Raw genomic sequence first — 25,659 nt, forward strand, 5'->3', positions numbered from 1 at the left:
AGGCATCGAGTTCGCCGAGGGCGGCGAAGACGCGCCGAGTTGCCGTACGTACGACGAAGGCCCCGGCGACCGGCGCCGGGGCCTTCGTGGCGAGTCAGGGGGGGGGGTTAGTTGAGTGAGGTCTCGTCTATGTCAGCAGCCAGCTTTTCCAGCTGCTCCCGGTACTGGTTGGCGTGGTGCTGGCAAAAGACCAGATCCCCACCGCCGGGAAGCACGGCGCGAACCTTGGCCGCGGCCGTACAGCGTCGTCGCAGCGCTCACCCAGCACTTCCGGTGCCGACGTGTCGGACGGCGTAAGGGTCGGAGTCATAGCGCGCCTCCTTCTAGAGTCGGGGCCTGAGATTGCCTATCTCTCGTACACACATATCGTCCAACATCGCGGGCCTCAATGCGCTTCCCACACGCAAGACGCGAGCCTTGTCACAGTCAGTGAGGTGCGCCGAATAGTCCCAGTTCAGGGTGATTTATCAGGACTTATACGGTCGGATTTTCCGTGGCGTTCGCTTTCGGCGGAACGGCTGACGGCCCGTACGGGCAGATCCGATACTGCACGATCTGTCCCGGACTGGGTGTCCAGTAGGGGACAGCGCAGGTCAGACTGGTCTTTACAACGTTGCAGACCCTCCGCGAGACTGTCCCCGGCCGTGCCGCCGGTGACCTCGATCACTCACCGTGTACGCGGCGCCCCCCACTGCCTGGAGGCCATGAATGTCCCTGATCACCCGGCCGCAGCCGAGCCGGCCGGCCCCGACGGCTCCGCGCGCTGGTCGCGGCGCTTGCCGCCGGTGCCGCAGTCGCCGCCGGCATCGCCGGCGTGCCGCCCGCACAGGCGGCGCCCGCGCCCGCCGGTGGCACCTACCACAACGCCGTGACCGACGGTTACTCGATCGACTTCCCGGACCCGGCCGTGATGCGCGGCAAGGACGGCAAGTTCTACGCCTACTCCACCGGCGGCCCGTACGACGAGCAGGGCGCCGCCAGCGATCCCGTACGAATGGCCAGCTCCACCGACCTCACGCACTGGACCAAGCTCGGCGCGCCCTTCGTGGTGGGCAGGAACTGGCCCTCCTGGGTCACCACGACGAGCGGCATCTGGGCGCCGGACATCCGCTACATCAACGGCAAGTACGTGCTCTACTTCGTCGGCCCGGACACCACGGCCAGCTCGGAGGGCTTCGACCCGGCCATCGGGGTAGCCACCTCGGACAGCCCGGCCGGCCCGTGGAAAGACGCTGGCGCGCCGCTCATCCCGGCCCGCAAGAACACCGGCGCCGGCTGGGAGACGGTCATCGACCCGGCCCAGTTCACCGACACCGACGGCAGCCGCTATATGTATTGGGGCAGTTACGGTACGGGCGTCTGGCTGGTCCAGTTGTCGGCGGACGGCCTGCACTCGGTGACCGCGCCCCGGCAGGTCGCCACCAGCCGTTTCGAAGGCGCGTACGTGGTGAAACGGGACGGCTGGTACTACCTGATGGCCTCGTCGGCGAACTGCTGCGCCGGCCCGACCACCGGTTACACCGTCTTCGCCGGCCGCTCGAAGAGCCCGTGGGGCCCGTTCCTGGACCGCGACGGCGTCTCCATGGCCGACTCGCGGGCCGGCGGCACGATCGTGGTCGCGCAGAACGGCAACCGCTGGGTCGGCGTCGGGCACAACTCGATCGTGGTGGACCGCACCGGTCAGGACTGGATGACCTACCACGCGGTCGACCGGAACCAGCCGTATCTGCAGGTCTCGCCGGGTTTCACGATGCGGCCGATGCTGCTGGACCGGCTGGACTGGATCAACGGCTGGCCGATCGTACGAGGCGGCGCCGGACCTTCCGACGACGTGGAGCAGGCGCCGGTCACCACCAGCGCCCTGCTGGACCAGAAGTTCGATGGGGCCAGCGCCGGTGTGAAGGTGTTGGCCGGCGGGTTGGCCGTACAGCCCAGTGACACCAAGAGCGACTCCGGCGGTTTCGCGGCGCTGACCGGCACTTCGGTGGCGGTCTCCAGCAAGGCCCCGCCGCAGGACGTACGAGCGCAGGCGGACGTACGGGTGCCGGCCAGCGGTGGTTCGGTGGGCGTGACTGTGCGGTATGCGGACGCACGGAACAACGTCCGTGCGGTGGTGTGAACCCGGCGACGCGTACGTTCGACGTGATCGTCAGCGCCAACGGCAAGGCGAAGACGACCAGCGCCCCGATCCCGCCCAGCGCGGACCTGTCCACCTGGCACGACGTGGTGGTGGAGGCGCGTGGCTCGCAGGTGACCGCCGAGTACAGCGACTCCGACATGGGCGACCCGACCGCCTCGGTCAGCGTCACCCTGCCGTCGCAGCTCTACCACGGCGACGCGGGAGTCACCTCGACCGGCGCCGGCGAGGTCGACAACCTGGCCGTCGCGCCGCTCTACACGCCTCACACGACACTGGTGAAGCAGCCGCAGCCGGGCGGTCTGATGGCGGCCTACTCGGACGACTTCAGCAACGGCCTCAACTCCGGGTGGACCTGGAAGCGCCAGGACTCGGCCGCGCAGGTCGTCAACGGCAGCCTGCAGTGGCCGACCGAGGACGCCGACCTCACCGGCGGCTCGGCCGGCCAGGCCGGCGTGCTGTTGCGTACGCCGCCAACGGGCACGTACACGGTCGAGACGAAGCTGACGATCGACCTGGGCAGTGACACCACCCGGGAGTTCCAGCAGGCCGGCCTGGTGGTCTACAACGCCGACACGGACTTCCTGCGGCTGGACCAGGTGGCCACCGGCCCGAACCGGATCACCGAGTTCGGCAAGCGGGTCATGGTCGGGAACATCAGCTCCTGGGGGGCGGCGCGGTGCTCGGCCCGCCGGCGGCCACCACGTACTTCCGGATCCGGCACACGGTGAACCCGGCGAACGGCGAGAACGACTACCAGGGCGCGTCCAGCCGGGACGGTCGTATGTGGACGTGGGGTGCGACCTGGACCATGCCGGCCGGCATGGTCCCGCAGATCGGTCTGGTCTCGCAAGGATCCACGCCGACCGCTGAGGCCACCTACGGGAAAGCACTGGCGCAGTTCGACTATTTCCACGTGTACCGAGGCTGACCTTGTCCGCAACGCCCCGTTGCTTGCGCCTGGCGCAAGCAACGGGGCGTTGCGGATAGGTGGAGTTGGACACTAGCGGAGTTGGCGGGTTTTGTTGCGGGGCGGCTTAACTGTCCTGCCATGGAATGGAACGCGATCCTCCCGCCGCTCGTCGGTGCCGCGACCGGCGCGTTGTTGAACGGCCTGATCTCGACCTGCGTGGCGCTGCTGGTTGTCTTCAAGAGCCGCAACAACGCGCGGGAGCTGGCCAAGGAGTCGGCCGCCATCGCGGCGGCCGAGGCGATCGCCGTGGCGTTGGCGCCGGTGGTCGAGATTTTCAGTACGTACCATTATAAAAGATCGACTGACTGGGCGCCGGCGGCGGCCGATCGGCTCCGCGAGTTCCGCCGGGTGCTGTTCGTGAAGCTGGCCGCGATCAGCGACGACTCGATGCGTACGCACATTTCCCGGACCGAGGAGTCGTGCGCGCGGGTGATGACCAGGGTGCCGGACCACCCGGTGCAGCGGACCAGATACGTACGGGTGGTCGGCGACAGCTTTTCGCGACTGTCCGACGATCTCTACGCCTGGCGGCTCTATCGTACGGCGCCGGACACCGCTGATTTGGTGGCCAGCCTGGAAAGCGGCAGTCAAACCATCCTCGAGGAGGAGCCGCCACGACTCGCCGCCGGCGATGGGTGGACTACCGGCGCGCGGGTGACGTTTGGCGCGGATATGCCCCCGCTTTGAACGCCCATAACGGCACCCTCACCAAGGTGCCGCTACTCCTGCGCGGGTTTGGTTTGCAGCTCGGCTATCCGTACGAACAGGTGGGCCAGCTCGCGGTAGCCGTCGGCCATGTCCTGCAGGTGGCCGATCCGCTCGGACGCGGTGACGAAGTCCAACCGGGCGGCCTCGTTCAGGTAGTTGTACGCGTTCTGCGTGCACTGGCCGGCGAACTCCAGGTTCGCGTCGTACGGAAGAAGCGCCGCCATCTGTCCAGCCTCTCGTCGGTCGTTCCATTATTGACGAAAGGGCACCTGCCGGAAGACTTGGGGCAACCTCGCCGTCGGCGACGAGGTCCGTGGCCGTACGGGCGGGACAGTGTGCTGGTGACCTTTACCTCCGACGACGAATCGGTCGTCGAACTCGGGTTGAATCCGTACCGGCTGTCGTACGTGCTGCGGATGGTCACCATCGTGTTGACCGGCATGTGGCTGCCGATCGTTCTCTTCGTCGGGGCTCGGCAGGGAAACCCAGGTGTCTTCCAGTTCCAGGCCGGCGAGATCGGGCTGCTGGTGGTGGCAGTGGGCGGGATCGCGATGGCGGTGGCCGGGTGGTTCGCGCACCGGGCTTGGGCCACTCATCGCCGCGACTTGTTGATCGAGCCGGACCGGCTGGTTTTCGCTCGGCGCAATGGGCGCGTCATCGCTGAGGCGTTGTGGTCGGACGTGGTTGCGACACCGCGGCTGAAGAAACGCAGGAGCCGGTACGGCCCCACCACTTACGCCCTGCAGTTCGACCTCTGCCTGCTGCCGGACAGGTTGCTGACCGTCCAATGCGACGAGAGCCTCGCGGCGAGCTGGCATCAGTCTCGTTTCTACGGCGCCAAAAGGGCATTCGTCTCGGCCCGCTTTGTGGCTCCACCACGACTGGTCGACATTCTGCGTACCCATCGCTGCATCACACGGCGGGGATTAGGGAAGGACGAAACTGACCGAGATGCCGGCGACAGCGCACAGAACGCCCATGCCGTAGATGATCCATCCGACCACATACCAGCCGGCTGGGCGCGCATTCAGCCGCTGGGCCAAAGACATCCCACCTTCGCTCACCGCCACCCCGAGAAGTGCGCCAGCATGCGGTGTGGCGATGACCGCGATGTCAATCGCGCCGATCCACGGCGACTGGTGAATGATGGCCCGGTTTATCAGTGATACGACAAAAAGTCCGCCGATCGACCAGATCGAGATGGTCGCCATGGCGACCGCGATGAGAGTGATCCGCCCACTGGGCGAGGCTTTCCCGAACGCACCCGGCCGCTGAATCGCCCCGAGAGTTTCCATGTCATGCCCCATCGTGTTTGTCGACGGCGCGTTTTTACCATGTATTCGAGGGTGGGCGTGCGGTTCTTCGGCAATATTCGCTGCTCTGCGGGCTTTTCGCTGGCACAAAAAGTCGACGGCGGCGGATAGGAACAGAATTACCTCGAAAGCCGCTATGCCCGCCGTATCCCGCGACACCGGCCATCGGTGCCCATCATTCCTGAAAGACGGGGAAAACACGAAAAAGGGCCCCAGCCATCGGCCGGGACCCTTTTCGTGCCAGTGCCTTAGTCCAGGTAATCCCGCAGGACCTGCGACCGCGACGGGTGTCGCAGCTTGGACATCGTCTTGGACTCGATCTGCCGGATCCGCTCCCGGGTGACCCCGTAGACCTGGCCGATCTCGTCCAGCGTGCGCGGCTGGCCGTCGGTGAGGCCGAAGCGCAGGCGTACGACGCCGGCCTCGCGCTCGGACAGCGTCTGCAGCACCGAGGTCAGCTGGTCCTGCAGCAGCGTGAAGCTGACCGCGTCGACCGCGACGACTGCCTCGGAGTCCTCAATGAAGTCGCCGAGCTGCGAGTCGCCCTCGTCGCCGATGGTCTGGTCCAGCGAGATCGGCTCGCGCGCGTACTGCTGGATCTCCAGCACCTTCTCCGGGGAGATGTCCATCTCCTTGGCCAGCTCTTCCGGGGTGGGCTCGCGGCCCAGGTCCTGGAGCAGCTCACGCTGTATGCGGCCGAGCTTGTTGATGACCTCGACCATGTGCACCGGGATGCGGATCGTCCGGGCCTGGTCAGCCATCGCGCGGGTGATGGCCTGCCGGATCCACCAGGTCGCGTACGTGGAGAACTTGTAGCCCTTGGTGTAGTCGAACTTCTCGACCGCCCGGATCAGGCCCAGGTTGCCTTCCTGGATGAGGTCCAGGAACGCCATCCCACGGCCGGTGTAGCGCTTGGCCAGCGAGACGACCAGCCGGAGGTTGGCCTCCAACAGGTGGTTCTTGGCGCGCTCCCCGTCCCGGACGATCCACCGCAGGTCGCGGCGCATCTGCGGGGACAGCTTCTGGTTGTTGTCCTCGACCTGCCGGAGCCGCTCGGCGGCGTAGAGCCCGGCCTCGATCCGCTTGGCGAGGTCGACCTCCTCTTCCGCGTTGAGCAGCGCCACCTTGCCGATCTGCTTGAGGTACGCACGCACCGAGTCGGCCGAAGCCGTCAGCTCGGCGTCCCGGCGGGCCTGCTTGAGGGCCGCGGACTCCTCCGGCTCCTCCTCGTCGGCCTCTTCCTCTTCGGTCTCTTCTTCTTCGCCCTGGCCGATCACAATGGTCTCGCCAACCGCGAGACTCTTGCCATCGGCGGGAGCGGCTTGGCCCTCGGCCACGTCGCCACCCTCGGCGACCACTGCCACGTCGTCTTCGGCCACCAGGTCGCCCTCTTCCAGTGACACGTCGAGGTCCTCGTCGGTCAGGTCGACCGGCTCCAGGTCGTCACCGGACGGCTCGCCATCCTCGCCGACCTTCTTCGGAGCCGCCTTGGCCGCCGCCTTCTTGACGATCGGTTTCCCGGTCTTGGCGTCGCCGGTGGGAGCCTCGCCGTCGGCCGGCTGGTCGGCCTTCTTGGCCGGCTTGGCGGTGGTCGCCTTCGCGGTGGTGCTGCGTGCCGCGGTGGCCGAGCGGGCCGCGACAGCTCGCGAGCGGGACGCGTTGGCGGACGGCCCGGTGGTGGGCCTGGTGCCGTCCACGACCACGGTCACGCCGGACTGGGCGAGCGCCTGCAGGACCTTCTTGCTCTGGCTGGTGTCCAGTTCCGCGGCTTCCAGCACCAGGGCGATCTCCGCGGACGTGATCGAGCCCGCGGCAGCGGCGCGGGAAGCGAGATCATCGACGGTCGACCGGATGACATCGGTACGGACGGATGTGCGGTCAGCTGCTGTCACGAACGACCTTCCACGAGCCGGGCACTACACGTACCGGGGGCTACCGGTACGCCTGCATGCCCGGTCAGTTGCGAGCTTGGGTTTATCGATGGGCTTCAAGTCTGTGCCGCCTCCGCACCGTCGCAGGGCCGACCTTGGTCGGGGCGGTGGCGGACGCGAGTCTTAATTGTACCGCCGTCCGGCCCAGAAGTTCGGGCAGCTGGCCGCAGCGAGTTGAACCGGCCTGGTCGAGGCGGGATTACCGGCCTGCCACCGGGTCCGCGGTGGCCATGGCGGCACCCACGATACCCGCTTCGTTGCGCAAACTGGCGGGTTGCACGGGCGGGCGTACGTCGATGAACGGCAACCACTTCTCGGACACCTTGCTGACCCGCCGCCGCCGAGCAGGATCAGGTCCGGCCAGAGCAGGCTGTCGACGTGTTTGAGGTAGTGCTCGACCCCGGTGCGCCCACTGCTTCCACGACAGGTCCTCGCGCTCCCGGGCCAACTCAGCGGCCTTGCGCTCGGCGTCGTGGCCGTCCAGCTCCAGGTGGCCGAACTCGGTGTTGGGCACCAGCGTGCCGTCCACGAAAAGGGCGCTGCCGATGCCCGTACCGAGGGTCAGCACGAGCACCACGCCGCCGACGTTCAGCCCGGCACCGTGCCGGATCTCGGCCAGCCCGGCCGCGTCGGCGTCGTTGAGGACGGTCGGTTTCACCCCGACCGCTTCCTGCACCAGCGCCGCCACGTCGGTGCCGATCCAGTGCTTGTCCACATTGGCCGCGCTGAACGCGACGCCGCCGCGGATCACCGCCGGGAAGGCGACGCCCAGGTCGCCCTCCCATTTCGCGTCGGAGACCAGCCCGGCGATGGTTTCCACCACCGGACCGGGTTTGCCGCCCTTGGGCGTCTCCACCCGTACCCGCTCGGTCACCAGTTCCCCGGTCGACAGGTCGACCACGGCCGCCTTGATGCCGGTGCCACCCACGTCCACGCCTAGCGCTTGCGCCATCTCCGCTCCCTGCCGACCGATGCCGAAAATTCCTGCCGATCTTGTCTCCGCGGAGACACACCCTAAGGTGCTGAACTCCTAGTGTGCTGGACTGGGGCTATGTCTGACGCCGCCGCCCCGACCACCGCCGACCTCGACCAGCGCGGGCCGCGGGAGCTGCTGGCCTGTGCCGTACGGATCGCTGAGGGCGCGGCCGCGCTGGTGGCCCGAGGGCAGGCGCATGCCCGCGACCACGTGTCGACGAAGTCGTCGCCGACCGATGTGGTCACCGAGATCGACAAGGCCAGCGAGACGTACGTGATCCAGGAGCTGCGGGCCGTTCGGCCGTACGACGGCGTGCTGGGCGAGGAGGGCGGCGAACGCGCTGGCAGCAGCGGTGTGCGGTGGATCCTGGACCCTGTCGACGGCACGGTGAACCTGCTTTACGGCATTCCCGCGTACGCGGTGAGTCTCGCCGCCGAGGTGGACGGCGTGGTCGTGGCGGCAGTGGTGCACAACGTGCCCACCGGCGAGGTGTGGACGGCGACCCTTGGTGGCGGGGCTTTCCTGGACGGCGAGCCGATCCACGGTTCCGGGGCGACCGAGCTCGGGCAGGCGCTGGTGGGTACGGGATTCGGCTACACCGCTGAGCGCCGTCGCTGGCAGGCCGAGATCCTGCTGCGAATCCTGCCGGCCGTCCGGGACATCCGGCGGATCGGCTCGGCCGCGATCGATCTTTGTTACTGCGCGGACGGAAGGCTGGACGGGCACTACGAGATCGGCCTGAACCCGTGGGATTTCGCCGCCGCCGCTCTGATCGCGGCCGAGGCCGGCCTGCTGGTCACCGGGTTGGACGGCGCGCCGGCCAGCCCGGACCTGGTGATCGCCGCGCCGCCGCTGGTCCATCGGGACCTGCACGACCGCCTCGCCGCGTTGTTGCGGTGAGGCGGTCGCGGGTTTCGGTGTTTAGTGGTACGTGTCGGTGAACCAACCGCTCGCGTCGGCGGCTCGGCCGCCGACAGGTATTTCCCGGTCGGGTCGGTGACGTTGATTCCCAGCAACTGCCCGGAAACATTGACGACAATCGCACGAGCGTCCGAGCCCGAACGCCGCTGGTTGTCCAATGTGGACAGATAGGCCGGGCGGCCGCCGATAACAGTGTTCGCCTTCGCGCCCTGGTAGGTGTCGCCGGTCAGTGGCACTGACTCGGCGCCATTTGGCGTACACCTTGGTGGCCGTCTCCCGGACGAGATCGTGGGCGCGGTGCCGGTCAGCAGATAGGCCGTACGTCTGGAGCCCACCTCACTGACGGGAGGCCGCGGCCGCCAGGTTGGGCGTCAGCCGGAGTTGGTTCCCGAGCACATCGGGGTGACCGGGTCCGCTGCCAGTCGCTTGGCCGCGGTGTTGATCTCCGAAGTGGTGGCCAGCCGCGAATACTGGGCGCCCAGCACGATGTCCACGTCGGCCGTGGCGCGGGTGTCCATCACCGGGGTGAGGCCGATGATGTTCGACTGGACCACCTGGGCGGCGGCGATCCCGGTCGGCCCGTACCGGACCAGGCCGACGCCGGTGACCGGGGTGCCGTCCTGGAAGGTGCTGATGCTCACGACCTTGAAGCCGCGGCCGGCCAGCTGGCTTTTCACCGTGTTCGCCAGCCCATCACGGTCGGTGGCGTTGAAGATCTGCACGCTGACCTGGGTGGGCTGCGGGAGTTCCTTGGGCGCGGCCGCGGCGAGGCACTCGGCCTCGGCCCCGCGAAACGTTGGTGCTCGCGATGGCCCAGCTGGCGAAAACCAGACAAAAGAGCAACATCACGCCGACGATGATGAGCGCCCGTGCTCGTGCGATGCTCATTTCCAGCTCCTGCCCCCGCTCATGCCAACCAGCCTAATCGGTCCAGGCCAGCGATGGAGCGGTAATACCGGCCGTGCCGGGCATTTACTCCTCAAGGATGACCGGGCGTACGCCCAAAAGGTTGCTCTACTGGACCTGGCCGCCCAGGGCGCCATAAGCAAGCTCCACCAGCGGTCCGAGTCGTGACTCCATGTGATCGAACCCCTCGCCGACCATCGCGCCGGCTCGGTGCCTCGCGACGATGCCGGCCACCACTACCGCGAGTTTGAAGGCGCCAAACGACACGTACCAGGGCAGGTGGCTCAGGTCGCGGCCGGACTTCTGGGCGTACAGCTGGGCGACCTCGGCGCGGGTCGGAAAGCCGGGCAGACTGGTGACCGCGCTGATCGGCAGCACCCCGCGCTGCGCTCGGTGGTGTCGCTGGCCTGCACCCAGTAGACCAGGAGTAATCCGACATCGGCCAACGGGTCACCGCGGGTGGACATCTCCCAGTCCAGCACGGCCGCGATCCGGCCCGGCCCGGCCGCGTCGAGGACGGTGTTGTCCAGCCGGTAGTCGCCGTGCACGATGGGCCCGGTGGGAGCGGTCGGCGCCTGCGCCGCAAGCGTCTCCGCGAGCTTGTCCAGCCGGGCCGCGGCCGCGGTGGCCCCTTGGTCGCCGGCCGCCTCGACGGCGTCCCGGGTGGCCGTCCACTGCCGCATCCAGCGGGACACCTGCCGCGTCAGGTAGCCGTCCGGCCGCCCGAAACTCTCCAGTCCGATCTCGGCCGGATCGACCGCGTGCAGCGCCACCAGGGTGTCGATCAGCCCCTCGGCGACCGCCCTGCGCTCTTGCGGCTGGTCCGCGTACCCGGCCGGAAACCCGTCCCGTGCGATCGGACCGCGGACGAAGTCCATGAGAAGAACGGCGCGCCCAACACGTCCGTGTCCGTACACAGATGCCTGGTCGCCGGAACCGGCACCTCGGTGATCGCCAGCGCCGAAATAACCGTGTGTTCGCGCACCATGTCGTGCGCGGTCGGCAACACGTTCCCCAACGGCGGCCGACGCAACACCAGCTCACCGGCCGCACTGCTGACCCGATACGTCAGATTCGACTTGCCACCCGCGATCAGCTCCACCTCAGCCGCCGCCCAGGCCGGCTCGTCGAGCACCCTCGCCACGTACGGCCCCACCACGGCCGGGTCCGCACCGGTGGAGTTCTTACCGGCCTGCTCGCGCGGGGATGAGGTCACGAGCGTTGACATTAGGTCCCCAGCCCGTACGAGTCGATGCCGGAGGGGTCCGGCGTCGACTGCGGGACAAAACCCCACTCTCGACGTCGAGAGTGGGACAAAGTCCCACAGTCGACGATAAATCAGCATCACGCTCGCCAAGGTTGATCCTCGCGAATCGGCGGCAACTCACGCATAGTTGGCAATTGATCACGTAAGGTACGTTCCGATCGGTGGCGACGCGGTCCGCGGGGAGGCCGACACGCCGGGGATGGTGTGTCGGTCGTGAGGTCCGTGAGGTCGGCGACAGAATCCGCTGGCATGGCGGTGACCTGCGGATTTAGTATGTCGGCCGACTGCTGGGGGGGGGCGCGGTGTCAGTTCGGTCACATGTCGGGAACATGCGGGCTTCCTGATGCGTACTAATGGGGCCGGAGGCGGTAAGGTCACGCGCTCGCCGGGTCCCTTACCGGCCACTGAGTAGCCGCTTCGGCGACCGCGAAAGAGGCTTTCGACCGGCAGTGATAGGTATCGCCCGACAGTTTCGGATTTCCGGACAAGAGTGACCCAGCTGGGGAGTGAGAAACCAATATGGCTACCGATTACGACGCCCCGCGTCGTACCGACGACTCGGGCCTTGGAGAGGACAGCCTCGAGGAACTGAAGGCTCGTCGTACCGAGGCTCAGTCCGGACAGGTGGACCAGGACGAGGCCGACATCGCCGAGGGGTTCGAGCTTCCGGGCGCGGACCTGTCCGGTGAGGAGCTCACCGTCAAGGTGCAGCCGATGCAGAACGACGAGTTCCGCTGCTCGAGCTGTTTCCTGGTCCATCACCGCAGTCAGCTGGCCGAGCAGCGTAACGGCCAGCCGGTCTGCAAGGAGTGCGCCGCCTGAGCGTCGTCCAACAAGTCGATGGTGATGGTGGTGAACCCTCCGCCGATGGCCGGTGTCCGCACCGGCTCATCGGTGGGGGAGTCGCCTCTCGAATTCAGGCACCGACCAGGATGGTTGCATGAGTGACGTCGAGGGGCCCGGTGGTACGACCTGCACTGTGCGGGTACAGCTGCTGGACCCGGATCTGCCGATGCCCGCGTACGCGCGGCCTGGCGACGCCGGGGCGGACCTGACAGCCGCCGCCGGGGTCGACCTGGCGCCCGGCGACCGCGCCTTGGTGCCGACCGGGGTGGCGATCGCGTTGCCCGATGGGTACGCGGCTTTCGTGCACCCGCGGTCCGGGTTGGCGGCGCGGCTCGGAGTCACCATCTTGAACGCCCCAGGTACCGTCGATGCCGGCTACCGTGGGGAGATAAAGGTCAACCTGATCAACCACAGTCGTGAAGCCGTACACATCGCCCGCGGCGACCGGATCGCACAGCTGGTCGTGCAGCGGGTGGAGCGGGTGGAGCGGGTGCACTTCACCCCGGTCGCCGAGCTGCCCGCGTCGGTGCGGGGAACCGGCGGGCACGGATCCACAGGCGGACATGACCGGCTCGACGCGAACGCGTACGCGGCCACGGGAGGGGAGTGACGGTGTTCCGACGCCGGAAGCAGAGGCGAGCCGAGAAGGAAGAGGAGTTCGCCGACCTCTCGCTTGGCGGTGATTCCCAGGACGGCGTCGACGACATCGAGGCCTGGATCGCCGAAGGCCCCGGAGGTGCCGAAGGTGCCGCTTCCCGGCACCGCTCCGACGACGAGCCGGAGCCGGTGGCTCCGGCCGATGACGACCTGTCCGCCGACTTCGACGACCACTTCGAGGCGAAGCCGGCCGTACGCAAGGCCCCGGTCAGGCGCGTCGGTGGGCCGTGGGACGTGACCGAAGACCCGAACGACGGGCTACCGCGGATCGACCTGGGGGCCTTGCGGCTGCCCACCCCGCCGGACGTGGAGCTGCGGCTGGAGGCGGACCAGAACGGCCAGATCGTCACGGTCGCGTTGATCCACGGGACCAGCACGCTGAACCTGGGCGTCTTCGCCGCGCCGCGTTCGGAGGGCATCTGGGACGAGGTCCGCGAGGACCTGCGCGACAGCATCAACTCCGACGGCGGCCAGGCGAACTTCGTCGACGGTGACTACGGCACCGAGCTGTCGGCCCGGGTGCCGACGCCGGAAGGACCGCAGCCGCTGCGTTTTGTCGGCGTCGATGGTCCTCGCTGGTTCGTACGCGCTGTCTACTCCGGTCCCGCCGCCATCGACCCCGCGAACGCCGGTCCGCTGGCCGACGTGATGCGCGGTCTGGTGGTCGTACGAGGCGAGCAGCCGATGCCGGTTCGCGACCCGTTGCCGCTGGTCCTTCCCACCGAGATCACCGAACAGGCCGAAGCCGCGGCTGCCGATGCCCAGGGCGAAGAGGACGACTCCGGCGGCCGGCACCGCAAGCTCGACCTGCCCCGCCGTGGCCCGGAGATCACCGAGACCCACTGAGCTCCCGGCTGGAAACAACGCCCCGCTACCTGCGTCCACCGCAGGTAGCGGGGCGTTGCGGACATTACCCGGCGTAAGAGGCCGTTGACATCTCCTTGACGCCGGCTGTGACGACGCTCGCGCGCGAATCGCGCCCGTACGGGCACACTGTTGGCATGGCACGCGGTTTGTTGCGGATCTACCTGGGGGCCGCACCCGGGGTGGGTAAGACGTACGCGATGTTGGGTGAGGCCCAGCGGCGGCTGGAGCGCGGCACCGACGTGGTGGTTGGTCGGGTTCTGCGAGACGCACGGCCGCAAGCTGACCGAGCAGCGGCTGGCCGGTCTCGAGGTCCTCCCGCGCCGGGACGTGCACTACAAGGGCGGCACTTTCGCCGAGATGGACGTGGACGCGATCCTGGCCCGGCACCCGCAGGTGGCGATCGTCGACGAGCTCGCGCACACCAACATTCCCGGCATGCGCAACGAAAAGCGCTGGCAGGATGTCGAAGAGCTGCTGGATGCTGGCATCGAGGTGCTGTCGACGGTCAACGTCCAGCACCTGGAAAGCCTCAACGACGTTGTCGAACAGATCACCGGCGTACCGCAGCGCGAGACCGTGCCGGACGAGGTGGTACGCCGAGCCGACCAGATCGAGCTGGTCGACATGGACCCCGACGCGCTGCGTAAACGGATGGCGCACGGGAACATCTACCCGGCCGAGCGGGTGGACGCGGCGCTGTCGAACTACTTCCGGGTTGGCAACCTGACCGCTCTGCGCGAGCTGGCGCTGCTGTGGGTAGCGGATCGGGTCGACGAGGGCATGAACCGCTACAAGTCGGACCACGAGATCCGGCGGATCTGGGAGGCCCGGGAGCGGATCGTGGTGGCTCTGACCGGTGGCTCCGAGGGCGAGACGCTGATCCGCCGGGCAGCCAGGATCGCGGCCCGCTCGGCCGGCGGCGAGGTGCTCGCGGTGCACGTGCTGCGCAGCGACGGGCTGACCGGCGCCTCGCCGGTCAAGCTGCGCCGCCAGCGGGAGCTGGTGGAGGGCGTCGGCGGCAGCTTCCACACGGTGGTCGGCGACGACGTACCAGCCGCCCTGCTGGACTTCGCCCGTGGCGTGAACGCGACCCAGTTGGTGATGGGTACGAGCCGGCGCTCGCGGGTCGCGAGAGCGTTCGCCGAGGGCATCGGGGCCGCGGTGATCGCCGATTCCGGCGACATCGACGTACACATGGTCACCCATGCCGAGTCCGGCGGCGCCTGGCGGCGACGGCTGCCCAGGCTGACTGGCGGGCTGAACTGGCGCCGCCGGGTGGCCGCGCTGCTGCTGGTGGCCGCGATCGGCCTGCCGGCGCTGACGTTGGCGATGCTGGCGATTGGCGGTGAGATCAGTACGGCCAGTGTGCTGCTGCTCTACCTGATGCTGGTGGTGCTGGTGGCGATCATCGGCGGGCTCTACCCGGCACTGCTGGCCGCGGTGGTCGGCGGGCTGATCGTGAACTGGTTCTTCGTACCGCCGCTGGGCACTTTCACTATCTCCGAACGCAACAACGTGGTGGCGCTGCTGGTATATGTCGCGGTCGCGGTCGCCGTCGCGACGGTGGTGGACCGGTCCGCCCGCCGGGCCACCCAGGCGGCCCGTGGGCGGGCCGAGACGGCCATGCTGGCGTCGCTGTCCCGGAGCGTACTGGCCGGCAACCGCGGCGTCCCGAGCCTGCTGGAGCAGATCCGGGAGGCCTTCGCGCTCAGCTCGGTGACGATGTTGGAACGCGACCGGGACGACCGCTCGCAGTGGCAGGTGGCCGGTTTCGCCGGGCCGCGGCCGTGCGAGAAGGGCGCGGACGCGGACGAGGACGTACCGATCACCGACGACATCCGGCTGCTGATGCGCGGCCACGCGCTGGCCGCCGCCGACCGACGGGTGCTGGTGTCCTTCGCCGAGCAGGCCGCGGTCGCGTTGCAGCGGGCCCGGCTGCTCCGGCAGGCGGCCGAGGCGGAGCGGCTGGCCGAAGCGAACAAGATGCGCACGGCACTGCTCGCCGCCGTCAGCCATGACCTGCGTACGCCGCTGGCCTCGATCAAGGCAGCCATCTCGGGCCTGCGGGCCGAGGACATCCACCTTGACGAGGCCGACACCGCCGAGTTGCTGGCCGCCGTGGACGAGTCCGCCGACCAGCTGATGGCGCTGGTCGCGAACCTGCTGGACATGAGTCGGCTGCACACCGGCACGGTCGCGCCGATGTCCCAGCCGGTCGGTTACGAGGAGGTGCTCCGGCCGGCGCTGCGCGGCCTGGAGCCGGCTGAGCTCGCCCGGATCCAGATCGACGTGGCCGACACGCTGCCGCCGGTACTGGCCGATCCCGGACTCCTGGAGCGGGTCGTCGCGAACGTCGTCTCCAACGCCGTACGACATGCGCCTGCCGGGCCGGTGACAGTGTCCGCGAGCGCCCACCTGGACCAGGTCGAGCTGCGGGTCGCCGACCGCGGGCCGGGCATCCGCCCTGGTGACCGGGAGCGGGTCTTCGCGCCCTTCCAGCGGCTGGGGGACCGGGACACCGGTACGGGCGTGTGGGTCTCGGCCTCGCCGTCGCGCGCGGCTTCACCGAGGCGATGGGCGGCACCCTCACCCCGGAGGACACGCCCGGCGGCGGGGTGACGATGGTCATCGCTCTTCCTGCCTGCTCCCAAAATGTCGATGTCGTCGTACCCTGAGGGGATCAGCTGATGTGCGTGGCATCGGCGCCAGCTTGGGACGGGATTGGCGATGGCCGGTCAAGGGTTTGAAAGGCCTGCTCAGACGGCTGACTGCGCCTGAGGAGGAGCTGGAGGCCGAGGATCTGCAGCGAACCTGCGAGCAGACCGGCGCGACGCCGGTGGGCAAGTGTTCGCGGGGCAAGCCGGTGACCGTTTCCGGTCGGCTGCGGTCGGTGCAGTATTGTCCGCGCAGCAACCTGCCGACCCTGGAAGCCGAGCTCTTCGACGGCTCTGGCACGGTGTTGCTGGTCTGGATCGGACGGCGCAGCATCGTCGGCATCGAGCCGGGCCGGGCGGTCCGCGCGACCGGCCGGCTGGCCGTCCGGGACGAACGCAAGGTGATCTACAACCCCGAGTATGAGCTGGAGCCGGCAAGCAAGTGACCCCAGGCGAGTCGCGGCTGGAGAAGCCCACCGAGTCCGAAGCTGTCCCGGCCACGGACGAGTCCGGCGGCAAGCCGAACTTGGACGACATCTCCATCAAGGAGTATTTCAGCACCGGGGAGTTCCGTCGCGAGGTCGCCCGCCAGGTCGGCGGCTGGACGGGGATCGCCGAGAGCGCGATCCCGGTCATCGTTTTCGTGGCTGTCAACACCTTCACCTCGCTCTACCCGGCGCTGATTGCCGCGGTCGCGTCGTCGCTGGTGATCGGCGCCTTCCGGCTGATCCGCAAGCAGTCTCCCCGGCAGGCCATCAACGGACTGTTCGGTATCGCGGTCGCGGCCATCTACGCGGCGAAGACCGGCAAGGCGGTGGACTTCTATCTGCCCGGCATCCTGATCAGCTACGCGTACGCGGTGGTTATCGCCGGCTCGCTGCTCTTCCGCCGGCCGCTGGTCGGCGCCGTGTGGGCGTTCTTCGGCAATATCGGCACCGAATGGCGTAAGGAACGCCGGCTCTTCCGGATGTTCTCGTGGCTGACGGTCCTGTGGGCAGTGGTGTGGATCGCCAAGGTCACCGTCCAGGCCTGGATGTATCTGGCCGGTTTCTCGGCCACCGAGCTCGGGATCGCCCGCATCATCCTCCTCGGCACCCCACCGATCGTGCTCCTGATCGCCGTCACCGCCTGGTGCGTCCAACGCTCCAACGCCCGCCAAACCGTCACGTCCGACCCCGACCAGGATCCCGCCAGCTAGCCGTCCCTAACGGCCGAACTTCCACATCAGCGCGGCCACCTTCGACGGCACCAACCCCGTGCACCTAACCCCGTGCGGGACCGTAACTTTTTACTATCAAGTTGGCCACCTTCGTTGGTCCCAGCCCCGTGCACCTAACCCCGTGCGGGACCGTCACCTTCACTGTCAAGTTGGCCACCTTCGACGGGTCCCAGCCCCGTTCGGCGCATCGGCCGTCAGGCCGATTGTCGCCCCTCCGGCAGGGGCGTCGGTCTTAGGACCCTGCGGGTTTTGCAGGGTCCTAAGACCGACTCTCGTAGCCGTAGTCGACGGCGCCCGCGCCGAAGGCGCCAGAAATATCGGGGGCCATCGGCAGTAGGCACGGGAAAACCCCACCCCGACACTGCCCTTTGGTGTCGGGGTGGGGTTTCCCCGTGCCTGGTAGTCCGGGGCATCCACACCCTCGTGTACACCGCTTTTGACTAGCGCGCTTGTCCCGCGACAGGCACTGCTTTTGACTAATGCACTTGTCCGGCAATAGCCGCCCGTCAACCAGCCCAAACGTCGACCGCGCCGGTCAGTCGCCCAACAGTCATCGGTACGAGCGAGACGCTGGCTCAAGGGTCCGCGGGCCCTTGAGCGGGACCGGATTCGACGACGTGGCTTGCGGGGCCGTTGCCTCAAGGGCCACTCACTACCCCGCAGTCCGTCTCGTTGACCAGGGCCTACCTCAAGAGCCGGCGGTCGCCAAGTGTGTCATCGCTCGTACCATCCGCCTCAAAGTGCCCCGTGCCAGGCAACTCAAACGCAGCATGCGAAGGTTGGTCAGACTTTGAAGTCGCCGGCGACGACCTGCTGGAGCTCCTCCTCGTGGTCCGTCGTGCACAGGAAGACCAGCTCGTCGCCGCCCTCCAGTGGGTCGTCGCCGGTGGGGACGATGACCCGCCCGCCGCGCAGGATCGCGACCAGCGCGGTGTCGACCGGCAGCGGCGTGTCGCGCAGCGGGCGGCCGACCAGCTGGGAGTCTTTGGCGAGGGTGATCTCGACGAGGTTGGCCTGGCCGCGGCGAAAGGTCATCAGCCGGACGAGCTCGCCGACGGTGACGGCTTCCTCGACGAGGGCGGCCATCAGGCGGGGCTTGCTGACCGGTACGTCGACGCCCCACTGCTCGGTGAAGAGCCACTCGTTCTCGGCCCGGTTGACCCTCGCGACCGTACGTTCGACCGCGAACTCGGTCTTGGCCAGCAGCGACACCACCAGGTTGACCTTGTCGTCGCCGGTGGCCGCGACCATCACGTCGCAGCTGGCGATGCCGGCCTCCTCCAGGCTGGCCAGCTCGCAGGCGTCCGCGAGCAGCCAGTCGGCCTTGGGCACCAGCTTGGACTTGAGGGCCGCCGAGTCGCGTTCGATGAGCATCACACACTGTGGCCGTGCTCGATCAGCTCGCGCGCGATCGAGCGCCCGACGTTGCCGGCCCCGGCAATGGCGACTCGCATCAGTCCCGCTCCTCCGGTGCCGCCGCCGCGGTCGTGGTGACGCGGTCGACGATGTCGTCAGTGACCATCATGAACACCTGGTCGCCGTCCTGGAAGACGGTCGTCGGCGTCGGCAACATGCCCAGCCCAAAGCGCCAGAGGTAGGCCACCCGGGCACCGGTCTCGGCCTCCAGTTGCTTGACCTTGTGCGCCACCCAGCCGCGGTGCAGGACCACCTCGGCCAGCACCACCACCCCGGTCGGCTCCCGCCACACCTCGGCGGTGCCGTCCGGGTCCAGGGCGCGCAGCATCCGGTCCGACGTCCACCGGACGGTGGCCACCGTCGGGATGCCGAGGCGCTCGTACACGGCGGCGCGCTTGGGGTCGTAGATCCGCGCCACCACGGTCTGTACGCCGAAGGTCTCGCGGGCCACCCGGGCCGAGATGATGTTGGAGTTGTCACCGCTGGAGACCGCCGCGAACGCGTCGGCGCGCTCGATCCCGGCTTCCAGCAGGGTCTCCTGTTCGAATCCGGTGCCGGCCACGGTCTGCCCGGCGAACTCCGGCTTGAGCCGGCGGAACGCGTCCGGGTTCTGATCGATCACCGACACGGAGTGACCGCGGGCCTCCAGCCCGTGTGCGAGGGTGGAGCCGACCCGGCCGCACCCCATGATCACGATGTGCAACGCGCGCCTCTCCGGATGGACGATGTGAGCCGGCCGACAACTTCTGCTTACCTGTGCGGAACGTAGAGGCCCACCTTCCCAGTTCCCGCTATCGGCAGACGCTACACGTCGGGGGTGCCGTGCCTGGGAACCGGACGTGGCTGCCGTACCCTCGTCGCGTGTCCCAACCGACGTCGCTGGTCAAACGTTTGCTGCTGGGGCGACCGTTCCGCAGTGACAGGCTCTCCGAGACCCTGTTGCCGAAACGGATCGCGCTGCCAGTGTTCGCCTCCGACGCGATGTCGTCGGTGGCGTACGCGCCAGGAGAGATCCTGGCCACCCTGTCCACCGCTGGCCTCGCCACGTACGCCCTGTCGCCGTGGGTCGGCGTCGCGGTCGTCGTGGTGCTGCTCACCGTGGTCGCCTCGTACCGGCAGAACGTGCACGCCTATCCGAGCGGCGGTGGCGACTACGAGGTAGCGACCACCAACCTCGGCGACCGGTACGGCCTGGTGGTCGCCAGCGCCCTGATGGTCGACTACGTGCTCACGGTCGCCGTCTCGGTCGCGTCCGGCATCCAGAACATCGCCTCCGCGCTGCCTTTCCTGCAGGGCCGGGAAGTCATCACGTCGGTGGTGGTGGTCGTGCTGCTGACTGCGATGAACCTGCGCGGCCTGCGCGAGTCCGGCATCGCTTTCGCCATCCCCACCTACGCCTTCATGGTGGCGATCCTGGGCATGGTGCTTTTCGGGCTCTTCCGGATTTTCGCGCTGGGCGACCACGTCCAGACCGCGAGCGCCAACTTCAAGCTGGTCGGCTCCCAGTCCTTCATCGGGATCGCGTTCGTTTTTTTCCTGCTGCTCAGGAGTTTCTCGTCCGGCTGTGCGGCGCTGACCGGTGTCGAGGCGATCAGCAACGGCGTGCCGGCCTTTCAGAAACCCAAGAGCAAGAACGCGGCGACCACTCTGCTGATGCTGGGTCTGCTGGCGGTGGCGATGATGCTGGGTACGCTCGCGTTGGCGCAGCTGACCGGCCTCAAGTATGTCGACCACGTCAGTCAGCTGCTCGGCGCGCCAGCCGGCTACGTGCAGAAGACCGTGATGGCGCAGCTTGCGGAAGCGGTGTTTTCCGGTTTCCCGGTGGGTTTCTACATCGTGACCGCGGTGACGGCGTTGATCCTCGTACTCGCCGCGAACACCGCTTTCAACGGTTTTCCGGTGCTCGGCTCGATTCTCGCCCAGGACCGTTACCTGCCACGGGCAGCAGCTGCATACCCGCGGCGACCGGCTGGCCTTCAGCAACGGCATCCTTTTCCTCGCGGTCTTCGCGATCGTGCTGCTGGTGGCCTTCAAAGCTGATCCGAGCGCATTGATTCACCTCTACATCGTCGGAGTTTTTGTGTCGTTCACGCTCAGCCAGATGGGCATGGTGCGGCACTGGACACGGCATCTGAAAACCGAGCGGGACAAGGCGGTACGCCGCCGGATGTACCGGTCGCGGGTGATCAACTCCTTCGGTTTCCTGATGACCGGCTCGGTGCTGGTCGTTGTCCTGATCACCAAGTTCGGTGAGGGTGCGTGGATCGCGATCGCCGCGATGGTGGTGATTTACGTGCTGATGCTGGGCATCCGCCGGCATTACGACTCGGTGGCGCGGGAACTCGCGGCCGAGGAGCAACGGCCGGTGCTGCCGTCCCGCAACCACGCGATCGTGCTGCTTTCCAAGCTGCACCAACCGTCCGTACGGGCACTGGCTTACGCGCGCGCCACCCGGCCGGACACGCTGAACGCGGTCACCGTGAATGTCGACGACGCCGACACTCGTGCTTTGCAGGCGGAATGGGAAAAACGCGATATCCCGATCCCGCTGGTCGTGGTCGACTCGCCGTACCGCGAGATCACCCAGCCGATTTTGCAGTATGTGAAGGGAATTCGCCGGGAGTCGCCGCGAGACGTGATCACCGTGTTCATTCCGGAGTACGTGGTCGGTCACTGGTGGGAGAACCTGCTCCACAACCAGAGCGCGCTGCGCCTGAAAGGTCGGCTGCTGTTCGAGCCGGGCATCATGGTCACCAGCGTGCCGTGGCAGCTGCATTCGTCCGAGCGGGCCAACCTGGACCGCCGGGACCGGATCGTGGCCGGCGTCCGGCGCGGGCTGGTGACCGGCCCAGCCGGCGGTCGGCCGAAAGCGGACAAGGCCGGCTCCGGCCAGAAATCGGACGAGAGCGGTCAATGACGGCGACAAAAGCACTTCCGGTCGGTACCACGATGGAGCTGGACGTCGGCCCGATCGCGCATGGCGGCCACTGCGTGGCCAGGCACGACGGCCGGGTCATTTTCGTCCGGCACAGCCTGCCGGGAGAGCGCGTACGGGCCCGGATCACGTCCGACAATGGCAAGGCGTTCGCGCTGGCGGAGGCCGTCGAGATCCTCACGCCGTCGCCCGACCGGGTGCGGCCACCCTGCCGGGTTCTCCGGCGGCGGCGGCTGCGGCGGCTGCGACTGGCAGCATGCCGAGCCGGCCGCGGTCCGGCGTGGCAAAGCGACCGTCGTACGCGAACAGCTGCTTCGACTTGGCGGTCTTTCGATCGGGCAGCTGGACAAACTCGGCCTGACCGAGGACGCGTCGGCCGAGGCACTGCCCGGTGGGCCGCTGGGCTGGCGGACCCGGATGCGCTACGCCGTCGACGATGAGGGCCGCGCTGGTTTTCATCCGCACCGCTCCGGCAAGGTGCTGCCGATTGATGACTGCCTGCCTGATCGCCACCGACGCGGTCCGCGCCATCGACGTGCTCGGCCGGACGCACCCGGGCCTGGCCGGCGTCGACGTGGTCGCCTCGTCGGCCGGCGACCGGGCGGTGGTCGTACGACCGCACGCGAAGGTACGCGCGGACCCGGCGAGATGGCCGGAAGAAGTCGCCGTACTCGACGGCGGCGCTCACCCGGCTGCCTCCCGGCGGGGCCATAATCGCGTACGCGAGGACGCCGCCGGGCGCCGCTGGTTGGTGCACGCCGACGGCTTCTGGCAGGTCCACCCGGCCGCTGCGACCGCACTGTCGGACGCGGTCATCGCCGAGGTCGACCCGCGGCCGGGCCAGACCGCGCTCGATCTTTACTGCGGTGTCGGTCTTTTCGCTGGCGCGCTGGGTGTCCAGGTCGGCCGGTACGGAAAGGTCTTCGCCGTCGAGTCGGACCGGCCAGCGGCCGACAACGCTCGGCGCAATTTGCGCGACGTACCAGCCGTTGTGGTGTCGACCGGCGGTGTTTGGGGTGGTTGCGTAAAAACAAGATCGACAAGCTGGACGCGGTGGTGCTTGACCCGCCCCGTACCGGCGCTGGCGCCACGGTCTGCCGACAGCTCACCGCGCTGAATCCGCCGGTTATCTGTTACGTGGCCTGCGATCCGGCCGCGCTGGCCCGCGATACCCGGGTTCTTGCCGGCAACGGCTACGAACTAACCTCGCTGCGAGTTTTTGACGCGTTCCCGATGACCCATCACATCGAATGCGTGGCTGCGTTTCGACCCAGCTAGCGCAAGGCTCCGCAGGGTGAGCTGACCTAACCGGCGGCTTGGATGTCCGGGGTTTCGGGGGAAACCAAGCGTTCTGGTTCGCGCAGGACGAGGGCCAGGGCACCCAGAACTTCGGCGCGTTCGCCGAGAATTCCGGGGCCCACTGACAGGGCGGCCACTGCTGCGGGCACCGCGGAGCGCTGCAAAGAAGCGGTCAGGGGGTCCAACAACAAAGCCCCGGCCCGGCCCAGCTCGCCACCGATTAGCACGCGGTCGGGGTTGATCAGGTTGACGATGCCGCCAAGGGCGACGCCGACGTGGCCGCCGGCGTCAGCGAGGAGGCGGCGGCAGGCCGCGTCGTCGTCGATGGCGAGGCGTACGAGGTCGGTCAGGTCGGTGACGTCCGGGCGGGTGGGGTGCAGGGCGGTGACGAGGGCGGCGCCGCTGGCCACCAGTTCCAGGCAGCCGCGGTTGCCGCAGCGGCAGATGTCGCCGTTGGTGTCCAGGCTGAGGTGGCCGATTTCGCCGGCTGTTCCCGTCACGCCACGGAAAAGCTGCCCGTCGAAGACGATGCCGGCGCCGATTCCGGTGCCCAGCTTGACATAGACGACCGCCTGGTGGCCGCGGCCGGCTCCCCACAAGGACTCCGAAAGAGCGCCGAGGTTGGCGTCGTTTTCCACGCATACCGGTACGCCCAGGCGGGCGCCGAGTTCGTGGGTGGGAGTGAGGCCGGCCCACCCGGGGAAGATGTTTCGGCGAGCCGATCTGGCCGGCCGGGTTGACCACCGGGGCGGGCAGGCCAAAGCCGACGCCAATCACGTCCCCGAGGGTGTGTCCGCAGCTCAGCAGCAGGCGCTCGATGGCGGCGGCGGCTCTTTCCAGGACCGCGGCGGCGTCGCTTTCCTCGCCGGGGACGGTACGTTCGGCGGCCTCGGCGACGATGGTGTGGGCCAGGTCCGCGACGGCGATGCGCAGGTGACTGCGGCCGACGTCGACGCCGACGACCAAGCCAGCGGATCGGTCCAGTTGGACGACCGCGGCTGGCCGGCCGCCGGACGGGCCGGCCGGGGCCGTACCACCCGGTTCGATCACCAGGCCCGATGCGGTAAGTTCGCCGACCACTGCCGAGACGGTGGCGCGGGACAGCCCGGTGGCGTTGATCAGTTCCGCCCCGCGTCGACGGACCAAGCACTCGCAACGTCTGCGCGATGCGGGCTTGGTTTCCGGTCAACCGGGTGAGGGGACGGTCTGCTGCCGAGGGCATAGCGGCGATCCTGGGTGACCCGTGCAGTTATGTCAATAGTTTCACTAACGGCGCCTTGTAGAGGCGGAAATCGATGTCGTTCGTATTGCGGGTAGGTTTCTGATTCGATCCAGTCACCGTAAATCGGGCGACACGAAAATGCACTTTCGTCGATCTGTTGACACAACCGTGTGGCGGGGCCAAGGTCATGCCGATCGGGGTCGTGCGTGTCGCGCACAACAGTGGCCCGCTGGAAGAGGGGTTTGAAACGTGAGGATCACTAGGCTTATCGGCGTACGGTCGGCACTCGCCGTCGTCGCCGTGGCGGCGCTCGTCGCCGCCGCCGGATGCGGCCAGGCACCGCAGGCCGGCGGGGGAAACAGCTCTGGCGGTGCGGCCAGCGTGGACGCGGGATTCAAGATCGGCCTGCTGCTTCCGGAGTCGAAGACCGCCCGTTACGAGAAGTTCGACCGCCCGTTCATCGAGGCGGACGTGAAGAAGCTCTGCCCAAAGTGCACGATCGACTACCTGAACGCGAACCAGCAGGCCAGCACCCAACAGCAGCAGGTGGACACCGCGCTCGCCAACGGTGACAAGGTGCTCATCCTGGACTCGGTGAACTACAAGTCCATCGCCGGCTCGGTCACCAAGGCCAAGTCGCAGGGTGTCCCGGTGGTCGCGTACGACCGCCTCGCCGAGGGCCCGATTGGCGCGTACGCCTCGTTCGACAACGAGAAGATCGGTGAGCTCCAGGGCACCGCCTTCCTCACGGCCATCTCCAAGGGCGGTGACCCCAAGCGCGGCCCGGTGGTCGTCATCAACGGCTCGCCGGACGACCCGAACGCGGCCCTGTTCAAGAAGGGCATGCACTCCGTCCTGGACGGCAAGGTGACCATCGGCAAGGAGTACGACACCCCGGACTGGAGCCCCGACCAGGCGCAGACCGAGGCGCAGGGCGCCATCACCGCGCTCGGCGCGAAGAAGATCATCGGCATCTACGCGGCGAACGACGGCACCGCCGGTGGCGCCATCGCCGCGCTGAAGGCGGCCGGTGCGACCCCGGTTCCACCGGTGACCGGCCAGGACGCCGAGGTGGCCGGCCTGCAGCGGATCATCACCGGTGACCAGTACGCCACGATTTACAAGTCGATCAAGCCGCAGGCCGAGGCGGCCGCCGGCTTCGCGGTCGCGCTGGCGACCGGCAAGAAGTACGACGGCGCGACCAGCACGGTCGACAGTGGCAGCGCCAAGGGCGTACCAGCGGTGATCGTGCCGGCTGTGACGGTGACCAAGGACAACATCAAGGACACCGTCATCAAGGACGGTTACTGGACTGTCGCGGACATCTGCACTGCCCAGTACGCGGCAGCCTGCAAGGCGGCCGGACTCTCCTGATCGGTGACGCGCGGCGGCGGCTGCCGGAGACGGCGGCC

The 25,659-nt window shown here is 68.1% G+C and carries 26 protein-coding genes and 4 pseudogenes; 20 read left to right on the top strand and 10 right to left on the bottom strand.

Annotated features, from left to right (window positions below; all coding sequences use genetic code 11):
- Positions 1–107: 107 nt before the first annotated feature.
- Positions 108–215, bottom strand: a complete 108-nt coding sequence (locus GNX96_RS67195) for a DUF7455 domain-containing protein (protein ID WP_452124475.1) — start codon at positions 213–215, stop codon at positions 108–110.
- Positions 216–814: 599 nt separating this feature from the next.
- On the opposite strand from GNX96_RS67195, the gene GNX96_RS13580 reads away from it, so the two are divergent.
- The 4 genes from GNX96_RS13580 to GNX96_RS13595 all read left to right on the top strand — a co-directional run bounded on the left by GNX96_RS13580 (position 815) and on the right by GNX96_RS13595 (position 3,797).
- Entirely contained in the window at positions 815–2,119 is a 1,305-nt protein-coding gene (locus GNX96_RS13580) for a family 43 glycosylhydrolase (RefSeq protein ID WP_163568356.1), read from the top strand.
- Positions 2,116–2,868 carry a hypothetical protein gene (locus GNX96_RS13585; protein WP_163568357.1) on the top strand — a complete coding sequence of 251 codons (753 nt, stop codon included), beginning with the start codon at positions 2,116–2,118 and terminating at the stop codon, positions 2,866–2,868. Before GNX96_RS13580 ends, GNX96_RS13585 begins: the two co-directional genes overlap by 4 nt.
- Positions 2,817–3,068, top strand: coding sequence for a hypothetical protein (locus GNX96_RS13590; RefSeq protein WP_163568358.1), 252 nt, complete (start codon positions 2,817–2,819; stop codon positions 3,066–3,068). Before GNX96_RS13585 ends, GNX96_RS13590 begins: the two co-directional genes overlap by 52 nt.
- Positions 3,069–3,188: 120 nt before the next feature.
- Positions 3,189–3,797: a hypothetical protein gene (locus GNX96_RS13595; RefSeq protein ID WP_163568359.1), complete on the top strand. Its 609-nt coding sequence runs from the start codon at positions 3,189–3,191 to the stop codon at positions 3,795–3,797.
- Positions 3,798–3,829: 32 nt separating this feature from the next.
- Here the strand turns inward: GNX96_RS13595 and GNX96_RS13600 are convergent, their stop codons facing one another.
- Positions 3,830–4,042, bottom strand: coding sequence for a hypothetical protein (locus GNX96_RS13600; protein WP_163568360.1), 213 nt, complete (start codon positions 4,040–4,042; stop codon positions 3,830–3,832).
- A 117-nt stretch (positions 4,043–4,159) separates the two neighbouring features.
- On the opposite strand from GNX96_RS13600, the gene GNX96_RS13605 reads away from it, so the two are divergent.
- Positions 4,160–4,984, top strand: coding sequence for a hypothetical protein (locus GNX96_RS13605; protein ID WP_279580262.1), 825 nt, complete (start codon positions 4,160–4,162; stop codon positions 4,982–4,984).
- A gap of 395 nt (positions 4,985–5,379) precedes the next feature.
- Here the strand turns inward: GNX96_RS13605 and GNX96_RS13610 are convergent, their stop codons facing one another.
- The gene (locus GNX96_RS13610; protein ID WP_163568362.1) at positions 5,380–7,023 is read right to left on the bottom strand and encodes an RNA polymerase sigma factor; all 1,644 of its coding nucleotides are present in this window, start codon (positions 7,021–7,023) and stop codon (positions 5,380–5,382) included.
- Positions 7,024–7,261: 238 nt separating this feature from the next.
- Positions 7,262–8,014 (bottom strand): polyphosphate--glucose phosphotransferase, encoded by a 753-nt coding sequence (gene ppgK / locus GNX96_RS13615; protein WP_313885659.1) that lies wholly within the window; start codon positions 8,012–8,014, stop codon positions 7,262–7,264.
- A gap of 99 nt (positions 8,015–8,113) precedes the next feature.
- Between ppgK and GNX96_RS13620 the strand changes: the two genes are divergently transcribed.
- On the top strand, positions 8,114–8,938 hold the full coding sequence (locus GNX96_RS13620) for an inositol monophosphatase family protein (RefSeq protein ID WP_163568363.1): 825 nt from the start codon (positions 8,114–8,116) through the stop codon (positions 8,936–8,938).
- 392 nt (positions 8,939–9,330) lie between these two features.
- Here the strand turns inward: GNX96_RS13620 and GNX96_RS13625 are convergent, their stop codons facing one another.
- The 3 genes and pseudogenes from GNX96_RS13625 to GNX96_RS63420 form a co-directional block, all read right to left on the bottom strand.
- Positions 9,331–9,681, bottom strand: a complete 351-nt coding sequence (locus tag GNX96_RS13625) for a LytR C-terminal domain-containing protein (protein WP_163568364.1) — start codon at positions 9,679–9,681, stop codon at positions 9,331–9,333.
- A gap of 292 nt (positions 9,682–9,973) precedes the next feature.
- Entirely contained in the window at positions 9,974–10,243 is a 270-nt protein-coding gene (locus GNX96_RS51565) for a hypothetical protein (protein ID WP_279580288.1), read from the bottom strand.
- Positions 10,150–11,210: pseudogene (locus GNX96_RS63420) on the bottom strand (phosphotransferase family protein). Before GNX96_RS63420 ends, GNX96_RS51565 begins: the two are co-directional and overlap by 94 nt.
- 441 nt (positions 11,211–11,651) lie before the next feature.
- Between GNX96_RS63420 and GNX96_RS13635 the strand changes: the two are divergent.
- The 8 genes and pseudogenes from GNX96_RS13635 to GNX96_RS13660 all read left to right on the top strand — a co-directional run bounded on the left by GNX96_RS13635 (position 11,652) and on the right by GNX96_RS13660 (position 17,354).
- Entirely contained in the window at positions 11,652–11,954 is a 303-nt protein-coding gene (locus GNX96_RS13635; protein WP_163568365.1) for a DUF4193 domain-containing protein, read from the top strand.
- Between the two features lie 118 nt (positions 11,955–12,072).
- Positions 12,073–12,588: a dUTP diphosphatase gene (gene dut / locus GNX96_RS13640; protein WP_163568366.1), complete on the top strand. Its 516-nt coding sequence runs from the start codon at positions 12,073–12,075 to the stop codon at positions 12,586–12,588.
- A gap of 2 nt (positions 12,589–12,590) precedes the next feature.
- Positions 12,591–13,481, top strand: a complete 891-nt coding sequence (locus GNX96_RS13645; RefSeq protein WP_279580265.1) for a DUF3710 domain-containing protein — start codon at positions 12,591–12,593, stop codon at positions 13,479–13,481.
- Positions 13,482–13,636: 155 nt separating this feature from the next.
- A pseudogene (locus GNX96_RS61100) lies at positions 13,637–13,696 on the top strand (hypothetical protein); the annotation flags it as partial.
- Positions 13,697–13,706: 10 nt separating this feature from the next.
- Positions 13,707–16,121 carry a sensor histidine kinase gene (locus GNX96_RS13650; protein ID WP_313885660.1) on the top strand — a complete coding sequence of 805 codons (2,415 nt, stop codon included), beginning with the start codon at positions 13,707–13,709 and terminating at the stop codon, positions 16,119–16,121.
- The gene (locus GNX96_RS63425) at positions 16,076–16,177 is read left to right on the top strand and encodes a hypothetical protein (protein WP_390624000.1); all 102 of its coding nucleotides are present in this window, start codon (positions 16,076–16,078) and stop codon (positions 16,175–16,177) included. The genes GNX96_RS13650 and GNX96_RS63425 overlap by 46 nt, the downstream gene beginning before the upstream one ends.
- A gap of 14 nt (positions 16,178–16,191) precedes the next feature.
- Positions 16,192–16,602 (top strand): OB-fold nucleic acid binding domain-containing protein, encoded by a 411-nt coding sequence (locus GNX96_RS13655; RefSeq protein WP_390624001.1) that lies wholly within the window; start codon positions 16,192–16,194, stop codon positions 16,600–16,602.
- Positions 16,599–17,354, top strand: a complete 756-nt coding sequence (locus tag GNX96_RS13660) for a DUF3159 domain-containing protein (protein WP_163568367.1) — start codon at positions 16,599–16,601, stop codon at positions 17,352–17,354. Before GNX96_RS13655 ends, GNX96_RS13660 begins: the two co-directional genes overlap by 4 nt.
- 804 nt (positions 17,355–18,158) lie before the next feature.
- Here the strand turns inward: GNX96_RS13660 and GNX96_RS13665 are convergent.
- Together GNX96_RS13665 and GNX96_RS13670 are read right to left on the bottom strand one after the other, a co-directional pair.
- Positions 18,159–18,829 (bottom strand): annotated as a pseudogene (locus GNX96_RS13665) (potassium channel family protein).
- A complete protein-coding gene (locus GNX96_RS13670; RefSeq protein WP_163568368.1) occupies positions 18,829–19,494 on the bottom strand; it encodes a potassium channel family protein in 666 nt (221 codons plus the stop codon). Before GNX96_RS13670 ends, GNX96_RS13665 begins: the two are co-directional and overlap by 1 nt.
- A gap of 158 nt (positions 19,495–19,652) precedes the next feature.
- Between GNX96_RS13670 and GNX96_RS13675 the strand changes: the two are divergent.
- The 4 genes and pseudogenes from GNX96_RS13675 (at position 19,653) to GNX96_RS63430 (ending at position 23,004) form a co-directional block, all read left to right on the top strand.
- Positions 19,653–21,708, top strand: a pseudogene (locus tag GNX96_RS13675) (APC family permease).
- Between the two features lie 32 nt (positions 21,709–21,740).
- Entirely contained in the window at positions 21,741–22,166 is a 426-nt protein-coding gene (locus GNX96_RS51580; protein ID WP_279580266.1) for a TRAM domain-containing protein, read from the top strand.
- Positions 22,163–22,843 (top strand): class I SAM-dependent RNA methyltransferase, encoded by a 681-nt coding sequence (locus GNX96_RS51585; RefSeq protein WP_279580267.1) that lies wholly within the window; start codon positions 22,163–22,165, stop codon positions 22,841–22,843. The genes GNX96_RS51580 and GNX96_RS51585 overlap by 4 nt, the downstream gene beginning before the upstream one ends.
- The gene (locus GNX96_RS63430; protein ID WP_390624002.1) at positions 22,783–23,004 is read left to right on the top strand and encodes a hypothetical protein; all 222 of its coding nucleotides are present in this window, start codon (positions 22,783–22,785) and stop codon (positions 23,002–23,004) included. The genes GNX96_RS51585 and GNX96_RS63430 overlap by 61 nt, the downstream gene beginning before the upstream one ends.
- 26 nt (positions 23,005–23,030) lie before the next feature.
- Here GNX96_RS63430 and GNX96_RS13685 read toward each other — a convergent pair whose 3' ends face one another.
- Positions 23,031–23,798, bottom strand: a complete 768-nt coding sequence (locus GNX96_RS13685; RefSeq protein WP_313885661.1) for an ROK family protein — start codon at positions 23,796–23,798, stop codon at positions 23,031–23,033.
- Here GNX96_RS13685 and GNX96_RS51590 point away from each other — a divergent pair.
- Together GNX96_RS51590 and GNX96_RS13690 are read left to right on the top strand one after the other, a co-directional pair.
- Entirely contained in the window at positions 23,731–24,222 is a 492-nt protein-coding gene (locus GNX96_RS51590) for a hypothetical protein (protein WP_279580289.1), read from the top strand. The genes GNX96_RS13685 and GNX96_RS51590 overlap by 68 nt on opposite strands.
- Before the next feature lie 274 nt (positions 24,223–24,496).
- Positions 24,497–25,621 carry a substrate-binding domain-containing protein gene (locus tag GNX96_RS13690; protein ID WP_279580269.1) on the top strand — a complete coding sequence of 375 codons (1,125 nt, stop codon included), beginning with the start codon at positions 24,497–24,499 and terminating at the stop codon, positions 25,619–25,621.
- Positions 25,622–25,659 lie beyond the last annotated feature (38 nt).

The organism is Fodinicola feengrottensis (assembly GCF_010993775.1).
In the GTDB taxonomy this organism is placed as follows: domain Bacteria; phylum Actinomycetota; class Actinomycetes; order Mycobacteriales; family HKI-0501; genus Fodinicola; species Fodinicola feengrottensis.

Excerpts from the sequence above, each read along its gene's own strand:
- dut (WP_163568366.1), top strand. The coding sequence starts at position 12,073 with ATGAGTGACGTCGAGGGGCCCGGTGGTACGACCTGCACTGTGCGGGTA.
- ppgK (WP_313885659.1), bottom strand. The coding sequence starts at position 8,014 with ATGGCGCAAGCGCTAGGCGTGGACGTGGGTGGCACCGGCATCAAGGCG.
- GNX96_RS13620 (WP_163568363.1), top strand. The coding sequence starts at position 8,114 with ATGTCTGACGCCGCCGCCCCGACCACCGCCGACCTCGACCAGCGCGGG.
- GNX96_RS13595 (WP_163568359.1), top strand. The coding sequence starts at position 3,189 with ATGGAATGGAACGCGATCCTCCCGCCGCTCGTCGGTGCCGCGACCGGC.
- GNX96_RS13635 (WP_163568365.1), top strand. The coding sequence starts at position 11,652 with ATGGCTACCGATTACGACGCCCCGCGTCGTACCGACGACTCGGGCCTT.
- GNX96_RS51585 (WP_279580267.1), top strand. The coding sequence starts at position 22,163 with ATGAGGGCCGCGCTGGTTTTCATCCGCACCGCTCCGGCAAGGTGCTGC.
- GNX96_RS63425 (WP_390624000.1), top strand. The coding sequence starts at position 16,076 with ATGGGCGGCACCCTCACCCCGGAGGACACGCCCGGCGGCGGGGTGACG.
- GNX96_RS51580 (WP_279580266.1), top strand. The coding sequence starts at position 21,741 with ATGGAGCTGGACGTCGGCCCGATCGCGCATGGCGGCCACTGCGTGGCC.
- GNX96_RS51590 (WP_279580289.1), top strand. The coding sequence starts at position 23,731 with ATGTTTCGGCGAGCCGATCTGGCCGGCCGGGTTGACCACCGGGGCGGG.
- GNX96_RS13600 (WP_163568360.1), bottom strand. The coding sequence starts at position 4,042 with ATGGCGGCGCTTCTTCCGTACGACGCGAACCTGGAGTTCGCCGGCCAG.